This window comes from Bacteroidales bacterium (genome assembly GCA_016707785.1).
In the GTDB taxonomy this organism is placed as follows: domain Bacteria; phylum Bacteroidota; class Bacteroidia; order Bacteroidales; family UBA4417; genus UBA4417.
In genome coordinates, this window is record JADJGZ010000038.1 from 1 (window position 1) to 19,342 (window position 19,342).

Annotated in this window: 17 protein-coding genes; 15 read left to right on the plus strand and 2 right to left on the minus strand. The window is 40.0% G+C overall.

From position 1 onward, the window contains the following. Positions 1-488 precede the first annotated feature (488 nt). The 10 genes from IPH84_16530 to IPH84_16575 all read left to right on the plus strand — a co-directional run bounded on the left by IPH84_16530 (position 489) and on the right by IPH84_16575 (position 12,810). Complete coding sequence (locus IPH84_16530; GenBank protein MBK7174794.1) at positions 489-674, plus strand: hypothetical protein; 186 nt, start codon at positions 489-491, stop codon at positions 672-674. Between the two features lie 344 nt (positions 675-1,018). After that, positions 1,019-1,336 carry a hypothetical protein gene (locus IPH84_16535; GenBank protein MBK7174795.1) on the plus strand — a complete coding sequence of 106 codons (318 nt, stop codon included), beginning with the start codon at positions 1,019-1,021 and terminating at the stop codon, positions 1,334-1,336. A gap of 966 nt (positions 1,337-2,302) precedes the next feature. Then, on the plus strand, positions 2,303-2,806 hold the full coding sequence (locus tag IPH84_16540) for a DUF4402 domain-containing protein (GenBank protein MBK7174796.1): 504 nt from the start codon (positions 2,303-2,305) through the stop codon (positions 2,804-2,806). 539 nt (positions 2,807-3,345) lie between these two features. Further along, positions 3,346-4,788, plus strand: a complete 1,443-nt coding sequence (locus tag IPH84_16545; GenBank protein MBK7174797.1) for a T9SS type A sorting domain-containing protein — start codon at positions 3,346-3,348, stop codon at positions 4,786-4,788. A 399-nt stretch (positions 4,789-5,187) separates the two neighbouring features. Beyond that, positions 5,188-7,404 (plus strand): T9SS type A sorting domain-containing protein, encoded by a 2,217-nt coding sequence (locus IPH84_16550; protein MBK7174798.1) that lies wholly within the window; start codon positions 5,188-5,190, stop codon positions 7,402-7,404. Between the two features lie 445 nt (positions 7,405-7,849). Then, the gene (locus IPH84_16555; GenBank protein MBK7174799.1) at positions 7,850-8,353 is read left to right on the plus strand and encodes a DUF4402 domain-containing protein; all 504 of its coding nucleotides are present in this window, start codon (positions 7,850-7,852) and stop codon (positions 8,351-8,353) included. A 904-nt stretch (positions 8,354-9,257) separates the two neighbouring features. After that, positions 9,258-9,761, plus strand: a complete 504-nt coding sequence (locus IPH84_16560; GenBank protein ID MBK7174800.1) for a DUF4402 domain-containing protein — start codon at positions 9,258-9,260, stop codon at positions 9,759-9,761. A gap of 490 nt (positions 9,762-10,251) precedes the next feature. Further along, complete coding sequence (locus IPH84_16565) at positions 10,252-11,025, plus strand: class I SAM-dependent methyltransferase (GenBank protein MBK7174801.1); 774 nt, start codon at positions 10,252-10,254, stop codon at positions 11,023-11,025. 437 nt (positions 11,026-11,462) lie between these two features. Next, positions 11,463-11,966 carry a DUF4402 domain-containing protein gene (locus IPH84_16570; protein ID MBK7174802.1) on the plus strand — a complete coding sequence of 168 codons (504 nt, stop codon included), beginning with the start codon at positions 11,463-11,465 and terminating at the stop codon, positions 11,964-11,966. Positions 11,967-12,306: 340 nt separating this feature from the next. Next, positions 12,307-12,810 carry a DUF4402 domain-containing protein gene (locus tag IPH84_16575; GenBank protein ID MBK7174803.1) on the plus strand — a complete coding sequence of 168 codons (504 nt, stop codon included), beginning with the start codon at positions 12,307-12,309 and terminating at the stop codon, positions 12,808-12,810. A gap of 388 nt (positions 12,811-13,198) precedes the next feature. On the opposite strand, the gene IPH84_16580 is transcribed toward IPH84_16575, so the two are convergent. Both IPH84_16580 and IPH84_16585 read right to left on the minus strand, forming a co-directional pair. Next, positions 13,199-13,408 (minus strand): hypothetical protein, encoded by a 210-nt coding sequence (locus IPH84_16580; GenBank protein MBK7174804.1) that lies wholly within the window; start codon positions 13,406-13,408, stop codon positions 13,199-13,201. A gap of 158 nt (positions 13,409-13,566) precedes the next feature. Continuing rightward, the gene (locus IPH84_16585) at positions 13,567-13,902 is read right to left on the minus strand and encodes a hypothetical protein (GenBank protein ID MBK7174805.1); all 336 of its coding nucleotides are present in this window, start codon (positions 13,900-13,902) and stop codon (positions 13,567-13,569) included. Positions 13,903-14,303: 401 nt separating this feature from the next. On the opposite strand from IPH84_16585, the gene IPH84_16590 reads away from it, so the two are divergent. The 5 genes from IPH84_16590 (at position 14,304) to IPH84_16610 (ending at position 19,286) form a co-directional block, all read left to right on the plus strand. Further along, positions 14,304-15,092: a hypothetical protein gene (locus tag IPH84_16590; GenBank protein MBK7174806.1), complete on the plus strand. Its 789-nt coding sequence runs from the start codon at positions 14,304-14,306 to the stop codon at positions 15,090-15,092. 211 nt (positions 15,093-15,303) lie between these two features. Further along, positions 15,304-15,978, plus strand: coding sequence for an oxidoreductase (locus IPH84_16595; GenBank protein MBK7174807.1), 675 nt, complete (start codon positions 15,304-15,306; stop codon positions 15,976-15,978). A 4-nt stretch (positions 15,979-15,982) separates the two neighbouring features. Beyond that, positions 15,983-17,044: a 23S rRNA (adenine(2503)-C(2))-methyltransferase RlmN gene (rlmN, locus tag IPH84_16600; GenBank protein MBK7174808.1), complete on the plus strand. Its 1,062-nt coding sequence runs from the start codon at positions 15,983-15,985 to the stop codon at positions 17,042-17,044. Between the two features lie 66 nt (positions 17,045-17,110). Beyond that, positions 17,111-17,878 carry a response regulator gene (locus IPH84_16605; GenBank protein MBK7174809.1) on the plus strand — a complete coding sequence of 256 codons (768 nt, stop codon included), beginning with the start codon at positions 17,111-17,113 and terminating at the stop codon, positions 17,876-17,878. Positions 17,879-17,927: 49 nt separating this feature from the next. Next, positions 17,928-19,286 (plus strand): MATE family efflux transporter, encoded by a 1,359-nt coding sequence (locus IPH84_16610; GenBank protein ID MBK7174810.1) that lies wholly within the window; start codon positions 17,928-17,930, stop codon positions 19,284-19,286. Positions 19,287-19,342 lie beyond the last annotated feature (56 nt).

Genomic DNA, 19,342 nt, shown 5'->3' on the forward strand with positions numbered 1-19,342 from the left:
AATTCATAGACAGAGACTTCTACAAAGATCGCTTTTGGGAAACAAGCGTCCTCAATGGTGATAGCCTTGGCGAGGTGAATTAATCAACAGGAGAAAGGATGAGAGATTTTATAATATCAGAAAAAACACAATTCTCGGTGTATAATAGTGATAAAGCAATATTGTTATCAGCCATTAAACGGGATATTACCTGAACGAAAATTGTGGAAATAACTAATGGGAGGCCTCTGAAAGAAAATACAGGCAACTTGTTGATAATGCTATAATCGGAATATATTCAGTCATTGGATGCAAGTTTCTGACAAGTAAATGAACCACTTTGTAAAATTCTGGAAAGCAATTCAATTCCTGAACTACTTGGAATACACATCGATACGATCTATAAATTTCCCCGGAACAAAGGCAGAAACTGATTGAAAACCTCTTAAATCATGGAAAATCCTGAATTTTGAGTTGAGTTACTCACACTAAAACATACCAGAAACGTTGTGGTAAATGCTTTGAATGCGATCATGGGATATGCTGACCTGTTACTATCACCTGATTACCCGGAAAAAGAAAAACCAGAATATGTTAAAATTATCAGCAAGAGTTCGCAGCAACTTCTAAAAATAATGAATGATATTGTGGAGATTTCCAAGATAGCCACCAGCGGATTAAGGATAATCCAATAGCTTTCAACCTAATGCAATGCTGAGGAGTTAGTCCTGAGGTTTCAACCTTCAGCTAAAAACAAGAAGTTGAAATTTACTTGCCACCCGGAATGAATGATGAGTCTTCAATGATCAATTTTGATGATATGAAATTAGAAGCAAATCATTGGTAACCTTATGGAGAAATGCAATCAAATTCTGCGATAAAGGAAGCATTGAACTGGTTATAATCTCAAGATTCCATCATTGAGTTTATGTAAAAGATACAGGCATTGGAATATCTCCTGAAAATCAGAAATAATCTTTGAAAGATTCAGACAACTTGAGGATTCTTATACCCGAAAATATGGGGCTCGGTCTTGGCCTTGCCATTGCTAAAAGCTTTCATCGAATTCCTGGGAGGGAAAATATGGGTAAAATCAACACCTGTAAAGGATCTACTTTCAATTTTCATATTCCTTATCTTCCATTGGAAACTGCTGCAAACCAAAAGCAGTGACCATGCTGACGAGGACTTCAGCTCAATTACCCTCCTGGTTGCTGAAGACGATGACATTAATTATGTATATATGGAAAGGTTGCTTTCCAAAACCAATGCCAGGCTTATACGCGCACAATGGTCAGGAAGCTGTGGATCTATGCAAAAGCACTCAAAAGGTGGACCTGATCCTCATGGATATTAATATGCCATTTCTCAATGGCCTGAAGCTACAAAATTATAAAATCTCCGTCCTGATATTCCAATTATTGCAGTTACAGCCTATTCTCTCAGTGGCGACAGAGAAACATGTATAGCTTCCGGATGTAATGACTATATCCCAAAGCCTATCAGACGGGATGAACTTTTCTCGAAACTCCATCAATTCCTTGATTAGAAAGTAAACGCTATTTATTCGTTAAAATTCGTCTGTCAAATGACGGATTATAGGCATTTGTGGATAAAAAACCCAAAAAGCAAAGTGCAAAATGAAAAGTGCAAAATGAAAAAAGAAAAAAGAAAAAAGAAAATTGCAAAGTATGCTTTTAGAGTTTCAAGGTTAATTTTACCACTTAAGCTTAACTCACCTATTACATATTTGTGTTTATTCAACTGCCGTGACAGCGTTTGAGTCATTTGTGTTAATAATGTTCCCCTTGTAATTACTAATTGCATTAAAGAGAATCACCTCTTAAAATATTCTTAAGCATAAATGGATAAAAAATTCAATCCGCAAAATGCGCTGGCAGTCCAAATGGCACGCGGATCCGTCGGCTGACGGATTACTTCGCGGATTGAAACCGATCTAATTATGCAAAAGCAAATCGATTTATTCGTCCGAATAGCCGGCGGATTCGCCTTTTATTCGTTTCATTATTTCCAATAATTGCCTCTAACATCAATTTCCACCGAAGGCATGTAAATTATTTTACATGTAGGTAAAAAATCTTACATCCTCCCTCCCAGGTTTTTATTCAATCGGGGACATCCATAATTTTTTTTAAATTATTTTACATTTTTTAAAGTATTGTATAATAAGTAATTACAGGTTTTTCATTTTAATTTTTGCATTTTGCATTTTGCATTTTTGCTCTTTGGCACGACTTTGGAAATAGATATGGCACAACAACGAACTTACACAAACTAACCTCACTCAAAAAACTCTACTCCAATGAAAAACTTACTCGCCCTCGCTATCATCGTTCTCGGATTCACTGCCACTTCTTTCGCTCAGGTTACCGCAACCGCATCAACAACAGCAACCATCATCACCCCAATCGCCATTGAAAAAGATGTAGATATGAATTTCGGTAACATCGCCGTTAGTCCAACATTAGGCGGTACCGTTGTTCTCCCAACTTCAGGAGCACGCACCAAGACCGGTGGAGTTACCCTCCCAGTTGTTACAGGAACCGTTTCAGCCGCTTCATTCACAGTAACCGGAGAAGGCAACAGTACTTACTCTATCACCTTACCTTCTTCAGCCATCACATTGACCAGTCCATCAGGTACAATGACCGTTGAAAACTTTGTAAGCACCCCTTCCAACACAGGCGCCCTGAACAATGGCAGCCAGGAAGTAAAAGTAGGAGCTACCCTGAATGTAGGCGCTGCACAGGCTGCTGGAACTTATACCAACGAATCCAGCTTATTCGTGACTGTTAATTACAACTAAGATATAACAACCAAAAACCCCGCGACACCGTCCCACAAGGGCGGTGTTTTTTTTTAAAATGCAAAGTGAAAAATACAAAATGCAAAATGAAAAATGAAAAATACAAAATGAAAAATCCAAAATCCAAAATTCAAAACACGCTTACAGAAGGATTTTAAATCTGCATGGACAAGGATTTAATGCTTCGGATTGAACCAAATAAAAAAACTTACCAGGGGTTAAATTCGTGGCATGAAAACAAAATGCAAAGTGGGCAAGACTCCTTCAGCAAAACCCGCCTGACCGAGGGAATTTAGTCCGTCAGCCTTTAGATTTGCAATATATCACAGATTAATCAGATATGCACTAATCTGCAGTTCCTTGGAGTGCTCCCGGCACATATCAACGGCATAAACCTCCTTGCAACAGTCTCATGAATGAACAATGTACATGTTGACAATGTTACCACTACATTATCAATCCATTATAAAGTAACAGAGCAGGCATGATGCTTACATCTGACTTGTTAAACCATACCACCTACTTAACTACAAACTGCCATGTACAAATGCATACTCTCAATTCTTTTCATGGCCGCTCTAGGCTGTGCAGCCCAGACAAATTTTACCCGGCATTACTACAACGGCAGTCAATCCATTTCATCAAATTCTGTTCTTCAAAACAGCGATGGCTCCTATATAATGGCAGGAAAAATGGATACCCTGATCAGCGCTACCCAGGGATATGCCGGTTTTATTAAAAAATCGGATGCAGCAGGCAACCTGCTCTCAACTCAATATTACTCCATTCCCAATACCAGCGGACTGGAATTCAGGAAGATCATCAAAACGATGGATGGGAATTACATAGTGGTGGGAATGATTGATCATAGTTGCATAGCCGGATCAACCTTACAGGATATTCTCGTTTCGAAAATAGATACCTTGGGAACCATGCTCTGGTACAAAAGCTATGGGGAACAAGTTTCAGATATAGGAGTGGATGTTAAAGAACTGTCAGATGGCAACCTCGTTATACAATCGTGGTTCGCAAAACTCGACACCAATTTTACGCCCTACACTTCATTTCATCTAATAAAAACAAATGCAACAGGTGACTCCTTATGGACCCGGCATTATTACCATAACGACAGGGTAGAGCAATTTGCAACCACCCTTGTTGAAACTTCGGATGGCGGTTTTGCATTGGCCGGAAGTATGAATGATCAAAACGGCGGATTAAAAGGATATCTCATTAAAACGGACAGCCTGGGCATAGAGCAATGGAACAAAACCATAGATTCAACCTCCGAAAATTACTCCGAACTGGTTAATGTTTATAGTAACAATGGAAACATTACAGTTATTGCAAAAGTTTACGGGGTATCTCTTGAAAATACGATCATATCCAACTTCAATAATTCGGGTAGTCTAAACTGGACGAACACCCTGGTTGAAAATGATGTACAGGTATTTACATCTACCCGCAGCTATGATGGAGGATACGCATTAATAGGAGAATCCATTGATGCACTTAACCCTCATCCTGTACTTATTAAACTGGACAGCACCGGGAATAAAGTATGGAGGAGGGACCTTGATCAGCTTTTGCAACAGTATCCCACCGCAATCATTCAGGCAATGGATAATGATTTTATTGTCACCGGGAATAGTGTAAGCTATGATCCCTATTCCGTTTTTCTGGCTAAAACAGCTGATTCAGCTGTATTGCTGAATTCAATAAAAGCATTTGTTTCGAATACCTATTCTGTTTATCCAAACCCTGCAACGCAGTTTTTACGAATTGACAGGTCCAAAAATGAGATATCAAACATAAAAGCCGTAAAAATCATTAATCTGCATGGGCAGGTAGTAAAATCGGTCAGTCCACAGGAAATTCAGAGCGGAAGGATCGATATATCAGATCTGTCCCCCGGAGTTTATTTTATTGCTTTTTATACGGTGGATGGTAGCAATAGCATTTCGAAAATAATTAAAGAATAAGAACTGCAGGCAATCGTGCATTGGCGAACCTGGGATCTGAAATCCAGGGTAAGCAATTAGGACATCATTCTTTCCAGTAGTCTCATTCGGGCACCATCTAGAATCGTGGAGAATCCAGGGATTCATCCTTTTTTCAAATTTGCTAGTTGGCAACAATTGTTCCCTTCCTTTCGAAAGGGAGGGACATGGAGAGTTGACACTTCTAGTCAATCTTGTGCTTCTTTCCCTATTCCCAATGCACTTAAATCATATCGGCAAGCTGACAAGCTTTGCTATTGGATTTGCAAGTTGTCCCACCACGAACAATGCTAAGCCCTAACCTTAAGATAATTAGCCTCTGATCTGAACATTGCAGGCATTTCCGGGTTTATTGAATTTTAACCTATTACTATCAATACTATGCATTTACATATACTATCTCATTTCCGGCAGATACTTTCATGTACAATCGTATCTTTCCTGCTAATCAGCCAGCAACCCTTGCAAGCCCAGGCTTATTCCTATCATTGGGGGCACCCTTCTCCCCAGGGGAATACTATTTATAACATTGTCTTCCAGGATTCAAATATGGGCTGGGCTGTTACTGGCTGTGGGCAAATTTTGAAGAGTATTGACGGGGGAACAAGTTGGGCCATTTCCCTTACAGCAGACAGCCTCTGCAACGATCTGTATGATATCATCCTGACATCGGCCGGCACCATGATCGCTTCCGGGAATTCCGGGCGCATCCTTCGTAGCACCGACCAGGGAATAAGCTGGCAAACCCTATCCTATCCGGATGCTGGAAGGCTGTATGACCTTGCTCTTATACCCGGGGGAGGGATATCTGCTGCAGGCCAGTCAGGAAAAGTCCTGCTATCCTTCGACGACGGACTTTCATGGACCAATAAGGGTCCGGGGGGTACCGGATATGCAAGGCACCATTGCTGGAAAACCCAACTGGAAGGGTATGTGGTTGGATCCGGTTTATTTATGCACACCACAGATGGAGGGAACAGCTGGTCGCAGGTGGCCGCTCCCCCCTATTTCGGATTAAACGAAATTTACTTCACTGACGATGCTACTGGTTATGCCATCGAAGATTTTGGCTATTGGAAAACCACCAACGGGGGAATTTCCTGGAATCATGTCTCCATGTTTTCAGGAATTGATTATCGCTTCCGAACCCTTGTCCTGGACCCCTCCCATTGGTTTGCAGTGAGTTTCCAGGAAGGGGGCGATCTCTGGGAGACCACAGATGCCGGGGAAAACTGGACACTGAAAGCTTCCTATAACAACATTGGTTCTGCCTGTATTGTAAAAAACGGTGAGCGCATCCTTTTCGGTTCCGATCTGGGAGATATTTATTATACGAATGACGGGGGAAATACCATTTCGGATGCAGTTGAGAACTTGGCTGTTTTTCCTTCTGCACCTATTATCACTATAGGAAAACGGCCCGACGGAACCCTCTTTGCCAATAACCAGCCCAATTCAGGAACCAACAACGGGAGTTTCTTCAGAAGCGATAACGGCGGTCAAAGCTGGTATTTGCCTGCAACGCCTCCCGGCCTTCGCTGGGTTTACGATATACAGTTTGCCGACAACCAGCATGGAGTATTGGGTTCCTATGGTGATATCAGGTACACCCTGGATGGAGGCACTACCTGGAATGCAAGTACGCTTCCCACCGATTACAGGATTGATAATTTTGCAACACCCGCCGTCGACCGCTATTTTGCAGCAACCTATTCCACCCAGGGAGGTGGAAATATATACAGGAGTGCTGACCAGGGAGCCAGCTGGCAAGTAGTGGAAGGAGGGCTGCCCGTAAATACGCTTTACCTTTCAGCCATTGCTTTTGCAACTGCGACAACAGGCTATGTTTCCTGTCAAAACATCAGCAACCAGCCAGTTTTTTATAAAACGATTGACGGTGGCAGTACCTGGACATTGATTGCCAGTACAGGCATTTCCAGTTATGTTTCCGAAATGCTGTGGCTCGATGAAAACACCGGCCTGGCTGCTGTGCCGAACGGTGAAAGCGGAATCTTCAGGACAACTGATGGCGGGAATCACTGGAATAAAGTATCGGAAAGCAGCGGGCGCCATTTTTCAGGTAGGATGGAGAATCGTATAGCAGCTATAGATGCCGGGGATGCATTCTTCCAGGAATCGATGGATGGTGGTTTAAGCTGGATGCCTTATTATCCTCCGCTTAGTTCTGCTAATATCGGTTTCCAGGGCTATGTTGAATCCATCCGGGTAACCGAAAACGGGTACATTTTGGGAGGCATGGGAAACCGCCTGCTCCTGGCCGAAAGAGGCATTCATACAGGCATCCCGTCTCCAGAAAAGGAAGAACTTGCACATTTGCTAACGGTACATCCGAATCCGGTTATCTACACATCCACTATCACTGTGGATTTGCCCGAAAGCACACATATTTTCATTGAAATCCTGGATGCCTTGGGACGTCATATTGCTACATTGGCAGATGCAAGAAAACCAGAAGGGCGTTTTACCCTCCCATTGTTTTCTGAGCAACTCAAAAATAAGTTAAAACCTGGCACTTATTTTCTGCTCCTTCAAACAGGCAACTACTCTGAAACCCTTAAAGTAGTGATTACCCAATGAGGTATTGGTAATTGAGTTACAGGAAAATTTGATTTAATCTTAGAATACTGGCGGATGAAGATTTCTTCAGTCGGGCAGGTACTAAATTTAAAATGCGTTGGCTTTTAAAAATGGAACGCGCCTGCTTGCCGGCGGATTCGTGTTCCAATAATTACCGCTTAACTTCCAATTTCCCACCGCAGGCATGTAGATTATTTTACATGATGATAAAAAATCTTACATCCTCCCTCCTGGTTTAAATACTACGATGATATCCATATTTTTTTCAAAATATTTATAAATTTTTAATTTATTGTATATTAATTGTTACAGTTTTTAATTATAATTTTTGCATTTTGCATTTTACATTTTACATTCATTTTCGCTCTTTGGCACGCCTTTGGAAATAGATATGGCACAACAACGAACTTACACAAACTAACCTCACTCAAAAAACTCTACTCCAATGAAAAACTTACTCGCCCTCGCTATCATCGTTCTCGGATTCACTGCCACTTCTTTCGCTCAGGTAACCGCAACCGCATCAACCACAGCAACCATCATCACCCCAATCGCCATTGAAAAAGATGTTGATATGAATTTCGGTAACATCGCCGTTAGTCCAACATTAGGCGGTACCGTTGTTCTCCCAACTTCAGGAGCACGCACCAAGACCGGTGGAGTTACCCTCCCAGTTGTTACAGGAACCGTTTCAGCCGCTTCATTCACAGTAACCGGAGAAGGCAACAGCACTTACTCTATCACTTTACCTTCTTCAGCCATCACATTGACCAGTCCATCAGGTACAATGACCGTTGAAAACTTTGTAAGCACCCCTTCCAACACAGGCGCCCTGAACAATGGCAGCCAGGAAGTAAAAGTAGGAGCTACCCTGAATGTAGGCGCTGCACAGGCTGCAGGAACTTATACCAACGAATCCAGCTTATTTGTAACAGTTAACTACAACTAAAATATAACACCCCAGATACAAGCTTCCTTGATCTACCGTCAAATCAAATACCTGTTTTTTATTCATATTGCAAAATCGTAAAAAAAAGCCCAAGAATAGAATAATCAAAAATGAAAAACTAAATTTAACTAAGAGTCATTTTTAAACCATGAGACATTTCAATTTTACCCACTTCTAGCTTGGAACTCAGCTTAGGTTACGGAGTTTGGAGGTGATTGCAGCCCCGACTACGAATTCCAACTAGCTCGGAAGTTCCCCGGAAACCATGGGGTGAATTCATTTGAGGCATATGTGTTAATAATGTGCTGGGCATAATGGAACTTTATCATCACATGAGAGGACCAGGGCTTTAGCATCGTCTCTGACAATATTCTACCATAGTACGGTGCAAAAATTGATCTAAAGATGTCCAATCAGCCCGGCATAGGAGCAGGTGTCTAATGGGGACGAGGATCCGTCGGACTCACGGATTATCACTTTTGCCGATTAATACAGATACTTGGGTATGCAATGTCTAGCACCTTTTCGTCCGCCAAGCCGGCGGATTGCTTCGAGATTCGAAACGAAATTTGCGAAGGGTGGTCAATCGGGATTCGTGTTCCATTATTTACTCTAACTTCCATTTTCCCATCGCAGGCATGTAAATTATTTTACATGATGATAAAAAATCTTACATCCTCCCTCCAAGAATTTTATACTTAAGATGATAACGGCATTTTTTTCAAAAATATTTACAAATTTTTAATTAATTGTATATTAAGTTATTACACACTTTTCATTCTAATTTTTGCATTTTAATTTTTGCATTTTTCATTCATTTTTGCTCTTTGGCACGACTTTGGAAATAGATATGGCACAACAACGAACTCACAAAAACTAACCTCACTCAAAAAACTCTACTCCAATGAAAAACTTACTCGCCCTCGCTATCATCGTTCTCGGATTCACTGCCACTTCTTTCGCTCAGGTTACCGCAACCGCTTCAACCACAGCAACCATCATCACCCCGATCGCCATTGAAAAAGATGTAGATATGAATTTCGGTAACATCGCCGTTAGTCCAACATTAGGCGGTACCGTTGTTCTCCCAACTTCAGGAGCACGCACCAAGACCGGTGGAGTTACCCTCCCAGTTGTTACAGGAACCGTTTCAGCCGCTTCATTCACAGTAACCGGAGAAGGCAACAGCACTTACTCTATCACCTTACCTTCTTCAGCCATCACATTGACCAGTCCATCAGGTACAATGACCGTTGAAAACTTTGTAAGCACCCCTTCCAACACAGGCGCCCTGAACAATGGCAGCCAGGAAGTAAAAGTAGGAGCTACCCTGAATGTAGGCGCTGCCCAGGCTGCAGGAACTTACACCAACGAATCAAGCTTATTCGTAACGGTTAACTACAACTAAAATATAACAACCAAAAACCCCGCGACACCGTCCCACAAGGGCGGTGTTTTTTTATTTAAAATGCAAAGTGAAAATGAAAAACACAAAATGCAAAATCCATCCGACAACTGGCGGAAAAAATCCAAAATCCAATTTTGCCAACTTCAGTTAAAAATCACACATCAAAAATTGGTTCAATTCAATTTCCCTGACAGCGTTTGAGTCATTTGTGTTAATAAGATCCGCCTTGATGACGATTACTTCCGACAAATAACAGAGATTTAAATGCTAATTTATTCGTGAGAATTTGTAAATCAATCGATGGGTTCGTGGCATTTGTGGAGTGGAATTCAATCTATTATAATTCATACATATAATGAGTTTACAACAATACAAAATTCCAACCATCCAAATTTTCTTTCAAGAATCAGGTATCTCTATGTTACTTTCTTCGATTTGAGATATTAACACATAGATTCATAAAAGTAAGTCTATCATCAATCGGCAAAAAATGAAATTCGTTAACTACACCTTGTATAGTAAGGCAGAAGACATCAAGAGACTTAAATTTATCATTGATAATCTTCCTGCCAAAGGGTCAGAACCTCTAAACATCCTGGAAATAGGATGTGGTGAAGGAAATATTTGTTATCAAATGGCTCATTATGGCCACCAGGTGCTGGGCATTGATATAAGTGAGACGACCATCAAATCAGCAAATCGCAAATTCGGAAGCACCCCCGGATTAAGTTTCCGGGTAGAAGATGCTGAACAAATGAAGCTAAAAGCAGATGAAAAATATGATGTGATAGTCTGTAGCGAGATACTGGAGCACTTGCATGATCCGGGTAAACTGGTAGATAATTTTAAAAATCTGCTTCGTCCGGATGGCATTGCTATAGTTACAGTTCCAAATGGCTTTGGCCCCAGGGAAGTATTGATTACCAAACCTGTACAGAATCTCAAGACCGGGCAAGGCATTTTTGCTAAAATGATGAGAAGCACTAAATCAGCTTTGGGATACAAGGGAGATACTGATCAATCATCTGCAGAAGCCCTTGATCATATCCAGTTTTTCTCCATGAATCATCTTAGAAATTTGGCTGAAAATCGGGGCTTTACCATCGTGAAGAAAAAATCCGGGAATTTCGTAGAAAATGTATTCCCATTCTCATTAGTTGCACGACACTCATTTTTCCTGCAAAAGATGGATTGTGCAATAGCCGATATGCTGCCTCTATCTTTTACCAGTCAATATTATTCCGTGTGGGCACGTAACCACTAGATCTCTTTGAAACGGCAATTTTGCTTTCCATTTAGTTAATGGAATAAAAATTAACATAAGATATGTTTCCCCCATTTAGCCCTGATTCCTGTCAGGGCTCTTTTTTTTAAGATCCAATCCCCTCAAATGGGTTCTGCTTTTTATTGATTTTTTCCACAAAGATGCATGAAGTGTGCATTTGTCCAGATATCTTTTTTTTACACTTTGTAAAATTATTTTACCACACTACTCCATTCAAAACTGAATACTGTAAAAATATTTGTCAGAATTAACTTACTATTATTTCTACTAACATTTGATTATCTGCATATTACATAATTCTTCAAAAAGTATTTTTCAAAAATAAATTTTCCCATTAACTCTGGCATAGCTTTGGTAATAGTATTATCACACAAACGAACTCGTAAAAACTAACATAACTAAAGAACTCTACTCCAATGAAAAACTTATTTGCTCTCGCTATCATCGTTCTCGGATTCACTGCCACTTCTTTTGCACAGGTAACTGCAACTGCATCAACCACAGCAACCATCATCACCCCGATCGCCATCGAAAAAGACATAGATATGAATTTCGGTAATATCGCCGTAAGTCCAACATTAGGCGGTACCGTTGTTCTCCCAACTTCAGGAGCACGCACCAAGACCGGTGGAGTTACCCTCCCCGTAGTAACAGGAACTGTTTCAGCCGCTTCTTTCACAGTAACCGGAGAAGGCAATAGCACATACTCTATCACTTTACCTTCTTCAGCCATCACATTGACCAGTCCATCAGGTACAATGACCGTTGAAAACTTTGTAAGCACCCCTTCCAACACAGGCGCCCTGAACAATGGCAGCCAGGAAGTAAAAGTAGGAGCTACCCTGAATGTAGGTGCTGCTCAGGCTGCAGGAACTTACACTAATGAATCCAGCTTATTCGTGACCGTTAACTATAACTAGCTAGGAAGAGTGTTAGCTAATGGTAAGACGCTGCCGATGGCAGCGTCTTTTTTTATTCTATTATTTTGGCCCCGGGCAGAATTCATTGCACCTGCATCCAGTTTTTCATTCTAAAAATTTCTGAATCATTAATTCACTATTGATCAGAATACTATATTTCTTCCAGGTGATTACCTTATTGGATTTATGGGATTAATTATAAACCATCACTGTTAAAAATTTGTAGTAAAAAAAACTATAGCTTCCGACATCTGATTTTGTTTCAAATCATCCTATAGGTGATCCATTAACGCTGCAAAACATTGAATTCGATTAATCTATTCACTCAACATAACATTCCATGAAAAAAATCATCTTACTTTCACTTTTCTCATTTGTTACTCTGATAGGAACTTATGCACAGGTAACGGCTACTGCTACTACAACTGCTACTCTCATCACTCCAATTGCCATTGAAAAAGATGTTGATATGAATTTTGGAAATATAGCTGTAAGTCCTACCCTTGCAGGCTCAGTTGTGTTACCAACAACCGGTTCCCGCACAAAAAACGGAGGTGTCACCCTCCCGATTGTTACCGGAACCGTATCTGCAGCTTCCTTTACTATATCAGGAGAGGGAAACAGCACCTATTCCATTACACTCCCCAGTTCAGCAATTATTCTTACTGGCCCATCCGGCACCATGTCAGTAGAGACTTTTGTAAGTTCACCTTCCAATACAGGTACACTTAATAGTGGTTCCCAGGAAATAAAAGTCGGTGCAACCCTAAATGTTGGGGCGGCACAATCTGCGGGGACTTACACCAATGAATCAGGCTTGTTTGTTACGGTAAACTATAATTAATTTATTACTAAAACTAATTTTAAGTATTTCAGGCATTGTGATTCAAGAAAAATTAATTTTAACAGAAATCCAAGAATCCACATAAATCACTAGTTGCTTTACCAATTCCACAAATTTTGTAATTTTCCAATAACCCTGAGAAGAAATGATTTCTTTCTTTAGCTGCAGTGCCACTAATAGGAACAGAAGATTCAATTAGGATTTGCAAAGATGATTTCACTTCATTAAAGAAAACCTCATTATGCGTTTTAATAAAATTGAGTGTATTGTAGGTAAATATTATAGACTTTTGATCATCATATTCAATCAAAATAGTATTATCAGCTAGAAATACCTCATTCAGGTAAACACTAAAGTAACAACCAAATTCATTGATTTCGGAACCTTCCTAATTCTGGACACCTTTAGCCACCTGTCGTTGCATATGGTGGATAAACTCATCCAGCGAATGGCATAATCTTAGAATGTCATTTTTATCAGCAAAAAAACCAGATAGCCAGGCATATTCAACCTGGTGAAGGATACCATTAAATGTCTCATAATTCCAAAGTTCAATAATTGGTAGCCGGATATAATAATCCAGAATCTTAGTTCCCATTTCATAGTGGCATGGCTCAAGATTTCCAGAGAATGTAAAAAGTTGATCCTGATAAGATGAATCACCTAACAACATTTTCTTCCACATATAAAACTTGAACTCAATAATATCCGGAAAATCAAAATAGTAAAAAATTGGAACATCTCTTGCTGCATATATTACATTCTCTTTTTACTTTTGAAATAGCTAAGTTCATCTAATATGAACTCTAACCATCCATAAAAACTATCTTCTGTCTGTACAATTGGAAATTGTTGAAAATATAGGGATCTGCCACTACCATGAACCAAGTCGTCGATTGAAACATGAAAATGAGTTGCAAGAATAACAAGTTCATTAATAGAGAGGCTCTTTTCATCTCTAATGCGCCTATAAGCACTATCGTAACTAATACCCAGCAATTCGGAGACAAGGTGTACAAATGAAACTTGTGAATGATCTAGATTTTTTAAATTTTTAAACAATTTTTGCTGGATTGATATACTATCATCCATCTTTTTTTCAATTATTAATCTAAAGATACGACATTATATTAAAAATAGCAACTATTATTATTGGTTTAGGGAATATCGCAAATAGTGTTCAATAGATATTACTAAATCAGAAATATTTGGGACTTACTTGAAAACAGCATTTTTCTTTAATGAGAATCTTGCATCATATACAATTAATATTCAGTAATTTGAAAGATTTGACATTTCTTTTAAGATTGAGAACTGAATAAGAATCTCCTTTTGCAAATAATGCAAATTTCATTCTCTTGCTTCGGGATATCAATTTTCATTCAATTGTTATCCGATATAACTTTAAATCCGCAATCAGGAGTCTGGTTTATCGTAAACCAAAAATTGGATTGATCTAAATGTTCACTTACAAAACATTAACACACATTATTATGAAAACAATCTATTTCAAATTAAGCATGTTACTTTTTCTGATCATTGCTTTCCTTTTTTCTGCATGTACTAAGGAGGAGAATGATAGTATTCCGGTTAACTTAAAGCCACAAAGTGAATTGACAGTCCCGGTTGAGATTGACAACATCATGTTTATAGATTGGAAAGAAGACTTTATTTCACAATCTAACCTTAGTTTAAACTGGAATTTTTTCGGCAGTCAAAAGCCAAATTGGATCCATAATGATTTTGACCGATATGGCTTATATGACAACAATGGAAACCCACCCTATGGAAATAGTGCGGTTTCAAAAACTGTGATTGGAGATGGCAGAGGTTACATCATTGAAACTGAAGTGTACATAAACCTTACTAATCCTTCAGGAACATGTATCTGTCCTTCAATAGGAGTTACCCGCATTCTTAATCCCAATCCTCTTGGTAGTAACCAACCTGTAGAATCGGGAATTATGATGAGAATGAAATATCTTGGATCAGAAATGGGGAATGTACCTCCGGCAGCCCGGCATCATACCTGGTTACAGATTGAAGCCTTACTGGAAGATGGTTCCATTTCAAGTCCGGGAGAATATGCTGCAACGGTAGATAATATCGTAAACGGTTGGCATAAAATGAAAATAGTTATCCCTAAGAACAGGCTTGCTCACTTCTATCTAGACAATGAGCTGGTATGGATTACACCAAAACAGGTTCATAAGTCATTGCTAGAAAAAGAACCTCTTACTTGGAAGCACTTCACCAGGTATTGCAGGAAAAGCATATCATGATTGGGTTAAAATTACTTATATCACACCTGATTGATATGTTTATAAAACATCAGGCATTGATCTTGTTTGACATGCCTGTTTTGAGTAATTCCTGATTGCCTATTGCTATCCTGTCCAACATTTGACAGGATAGTTTTTTATCTTTAATGATGAATAAAATGAACCAATAGGACAAGTAAGTGTTTAAGGATAACGAAATAATATTAATCAAATGTCAGTAACAGAAACAAAACCACTTATCCAACTGAAATCGGTACCAGTACTTTCTAACATAGAAATAGCTCCATCAGTATATGTTCTATCTTTCCTCCGGGACTTTAACTTCAGGGCCGGACAGGTTCTTGGAATCGGGCTTTCCCAAAATGATGATCCCAGGCTATATAGCATAGCAAGTGGAGATAATGATGATCAGGTTAGTATCTTATACAATATCAAGCCTGGGGGACAACTAACTCCAAATCTGGCTCAACTGAATCCGGGTGATCGGATTTGGATCACCCCTCCTTTCGGAATCTATGAGGGAACCAATGATCCGGCATGGTGGATTGCAGCAGGAACAGGACTGGCTCCTTTCACCAGTATGCTACGTTCAGGCATGGGCGGGAACAAAGTACTCGTGCATGGCGGACGGACCGCTGATTCATTCTATTTTAATGAAGAACTTAGTAAAGCCTTAGACAACAGGTATATCAGGTGTTGTTCCCAGGAATCAGGCGAAGGACTTTACCAGGGACGAGTCACCCAATTTCTTGAAGAACAGGAAAACCTGCCATTAGATCAAAAGTATTACCTTTGCGGTAGTGCTGAAATGGTGGTTGAATGTCGTGAAATCTTATTAAATAAAGGAATCCCATTTAATCACATTGTAGCTGAAATCTATTTCTGAGAAGATGCATGATCCTGTTACCTTGCAAAGAAAAGAGTCTTTGCTCGGGAAAACCTTATCTGAACTCCAGGAACTGGCCAGAAAACATGAACTCCCTTCATTTACAGCAGGGCAGATCGCATATTGGCTTTATAAAACATCTATAAGGTCAATTGATGAGATGACCAATATCTCTAAGAAGATCAGAATCCTCTTAGATGAAAACTATACCCTGGGAATCAGTGATCCTGTTAAAGTTCAAACTTCAACGGACGGCACAAAGAAATACCTGTATTCCACTTCCGGTGCCAAATTTATTGAAGCAGCATTTATTCCTGATCAGAGGCGGCAGACGTTATGTGTTTCGACCCAGGTAGGCTGTAAGATGGGATGTCTTTTCTGCATGACAGGAAAACAAGGATTCCAGGCAAATCTTTCCAGTGGAGAAATTCTAAATCAACTTCGCTCCCTTCCAGAGAGACAAGAGATTACAAATATTGTATTCATGGGGATGGGAGAGCCTTTCGACAACCTGGAGGCTGTTATGAAGGCACAGGAAATCCTCACTTCAGAATATGGATTTGCAATAAGTGTCAGAAAAGTTACCGTGTCAACTATCGGTATTATACCAGCGATGAAAACCTTCCTTGAGAAAAGTAAATGCAACCTGGCTGTAAGCCTTCATTCACCTTTCGATGAGGAAAGAAGAAAACTAATGCCTATTCAGCATGTTTACCCGATTAAAGAGGTAATAGATACCATTTCACAATTCGACCTGGGAAAATATCGCAGGGTATCAATGGAGTATATTGTTTTCAGCGAAGTAAATGATACACAACGCCATGTAAAGGAACTAGCCCGATTATTGAATAAAACCAGGTGCAGAATTAACCTCATCCGTTTTCATGAGGTGCCGGGTGTACCCCTTACAGGGACAGATGAAACCCGATTACTGGCTTTTCAAAAGGCGCTTAATGATAAAGGAATCGTCACCACTATCAGGGCTTCACGTGGAAAAGATATCGATGCCGCTTGTGGTATGCTTTCTACTAAGGCATTGGTGAAAAAGGAAATCTCAGATTTCTAAACAATTCATCATTAATTCGATTAACTTTATATTTTTGTAAACAAACCACTTATTCCACTTTTACTAATGTTACTCAATAATAAGATTTTACTGGTTGAAGATTCTGATTCTGACCGCTTCCTATTTTCAAGATATCTCACTCAGTTAGGGTATGAATGTGATTGTTTTGAAAATGGGAAAGAGCTAATAGACCAGATTCACCGGTATCCTTCCTCTTTAGTATTGATGGATATTGAACTTCCAATAATGAATGGGATGCAGACTGCCAGGCATGTCCGTGAACATTTTAATGATTGTGAAAAGCGTTTTATTCTAATCGGCCTGACAAGTCATAATGATCCTGAAGTATTGGAAGAAATTGCTTCATCCGGATTTGATAACTGTTTACACAAGCCCTTAAAGAAGCGTGAACTTGAATTAAAACTCAAACAATACATCTCGTTGCCAATGAATGATTTAAGCCATATACCTGGTGAAGAAAAAAACCAGGCAAAGTCAGGAAGACTTTACTCCCTCGAAATGTTTGAAGCCGATGATCCTGAATTTTTAGAATCGATCATAGGAATGTTTGTTGCAAGTACTCCAACATCTATTGCCTCTTTAAAGTCATTATTTGAAAAAAGAGAATGGGAGCCCTTACGCGTGCAGGCCCACAAACTAAAACCACATTTTAACTATTTTATGATTTCTGAAGCCGCAAAAGCACTTCAGGAGTTGGAAGAACTGGCACGACATGCAACCGGAGAAGAGAAAATCCCGGATCTGTTAGCATTGATCGAAACTCAAGGATTAATCAGTGTTGAGCAAATGACCCAGGACTATCTTTCAAAATAGTTTAATATCCACTTCGGCCGCCTAAACTGAATTCTTCTAATGAAATTCTATGAAAGACCTGACGGTAGGTAATAGCGGCCGGTTGATTTTTCTTTTTGCCGTACCCATGTTGATCGGCAATGTTTTCCAGCAATTTTACAATATTGCTGACAGTATTATTGTTGGAAAGTTCATTGGCAAAGAAGCACTGGCTGCAGTTGGAGCCTCTTTCCCCCTCATTTTTATGCTTATCTCCTTTGTGGTTGGTGTTGCTATGGGGACCACCGTAATCATTGCTCAATATTTCGGTGCCAGGGATATGAAGATGGTTAAGAAAGCCATGGATACTTTATATATCTTCCTTTTTTTTGCTTCCATCCTGGTCACTATCCTTGGACTTGCTTTCAGCGGTCCCATTTTCCGACTTATTAAACTTCCTGCGGATATTATGCCACAGGCAGTTACCTATTTTAATGTGTACCTCCTGGGTATAATCTTTTTCTTCGGATTTAATGGCACCAGTGCAATCCTCAGGGGATTGGGTGATTCCAAAACACCGCTCTACTTCCTTATAATTTCGACCCTGATCAATATTGTCCTGGCTGTTTTATTTGTTGCCATATTCCGTTGGGGAGTGGCTGGTGCTGCATTTGCAACAGTTATCGCACAAGCAGGTGCTTTCTTTACCGGCATTATCTACCTGAATAAGAAGCATGAAGTCGTGAATCTCTCTTTGAAAAACCTTGAATTCGACTGGGGAATCTTTAGAAAAAGTTTAGCTATCGGCCTCCCTTCAGGATTTCAACAGACTTTTGTTGCTCTCGGGATGCTGGCAGTGATGAGAATTGTGAATGATTTTGGAACGGATGTTATTGCTGCCTACAGTGTTGCCGGACGAATTGACTCCCTTGCCGGGATGCCTGCAATGAATTTTGGTGTGGCGCTCTCAACCTTTGTTGGACAAAACCTTGGCGCAAGAAAAATTGACAGGGTAAAACTTGGTTTCAGGGCGACAATGTATATGTCATCAGCATTGGCATTACTGACCTCCCTCCTGGTGGTGGTCTTTCCAAGGGCTTTGATGGGACTCTTCAACAGTGATCCCGCCGTTATTGAGATCGGCTCACATTACCTTGTTATTGTGGGTACTTTTTATGTGTTCTTTTCCACAATGTTTGTGGTTGGCGGAGTCATGAGAGGTGCCGGAGATACACTCATTCCAATGTTCATTACCCTGTTTTCACTCTGGATTATCCGCATTCCACTGGCATGGTATTTTTCAACTCATTTTGGGTATATCGGAATCTGGTGGTCAATTCCCACTGCGTGGGCAGTCGGAATGGTTCTCTCCTACCTTTATTATCTAAAAGGAAACTGGAAAAAGAAGGTGATTGTCAAACCCCTGCCAGTTGAAGTTGAAAGTGAATAGATGATTTTGACCCTGGAATGATATTCCAGCAAATACAACACATCAACCCAACTTTA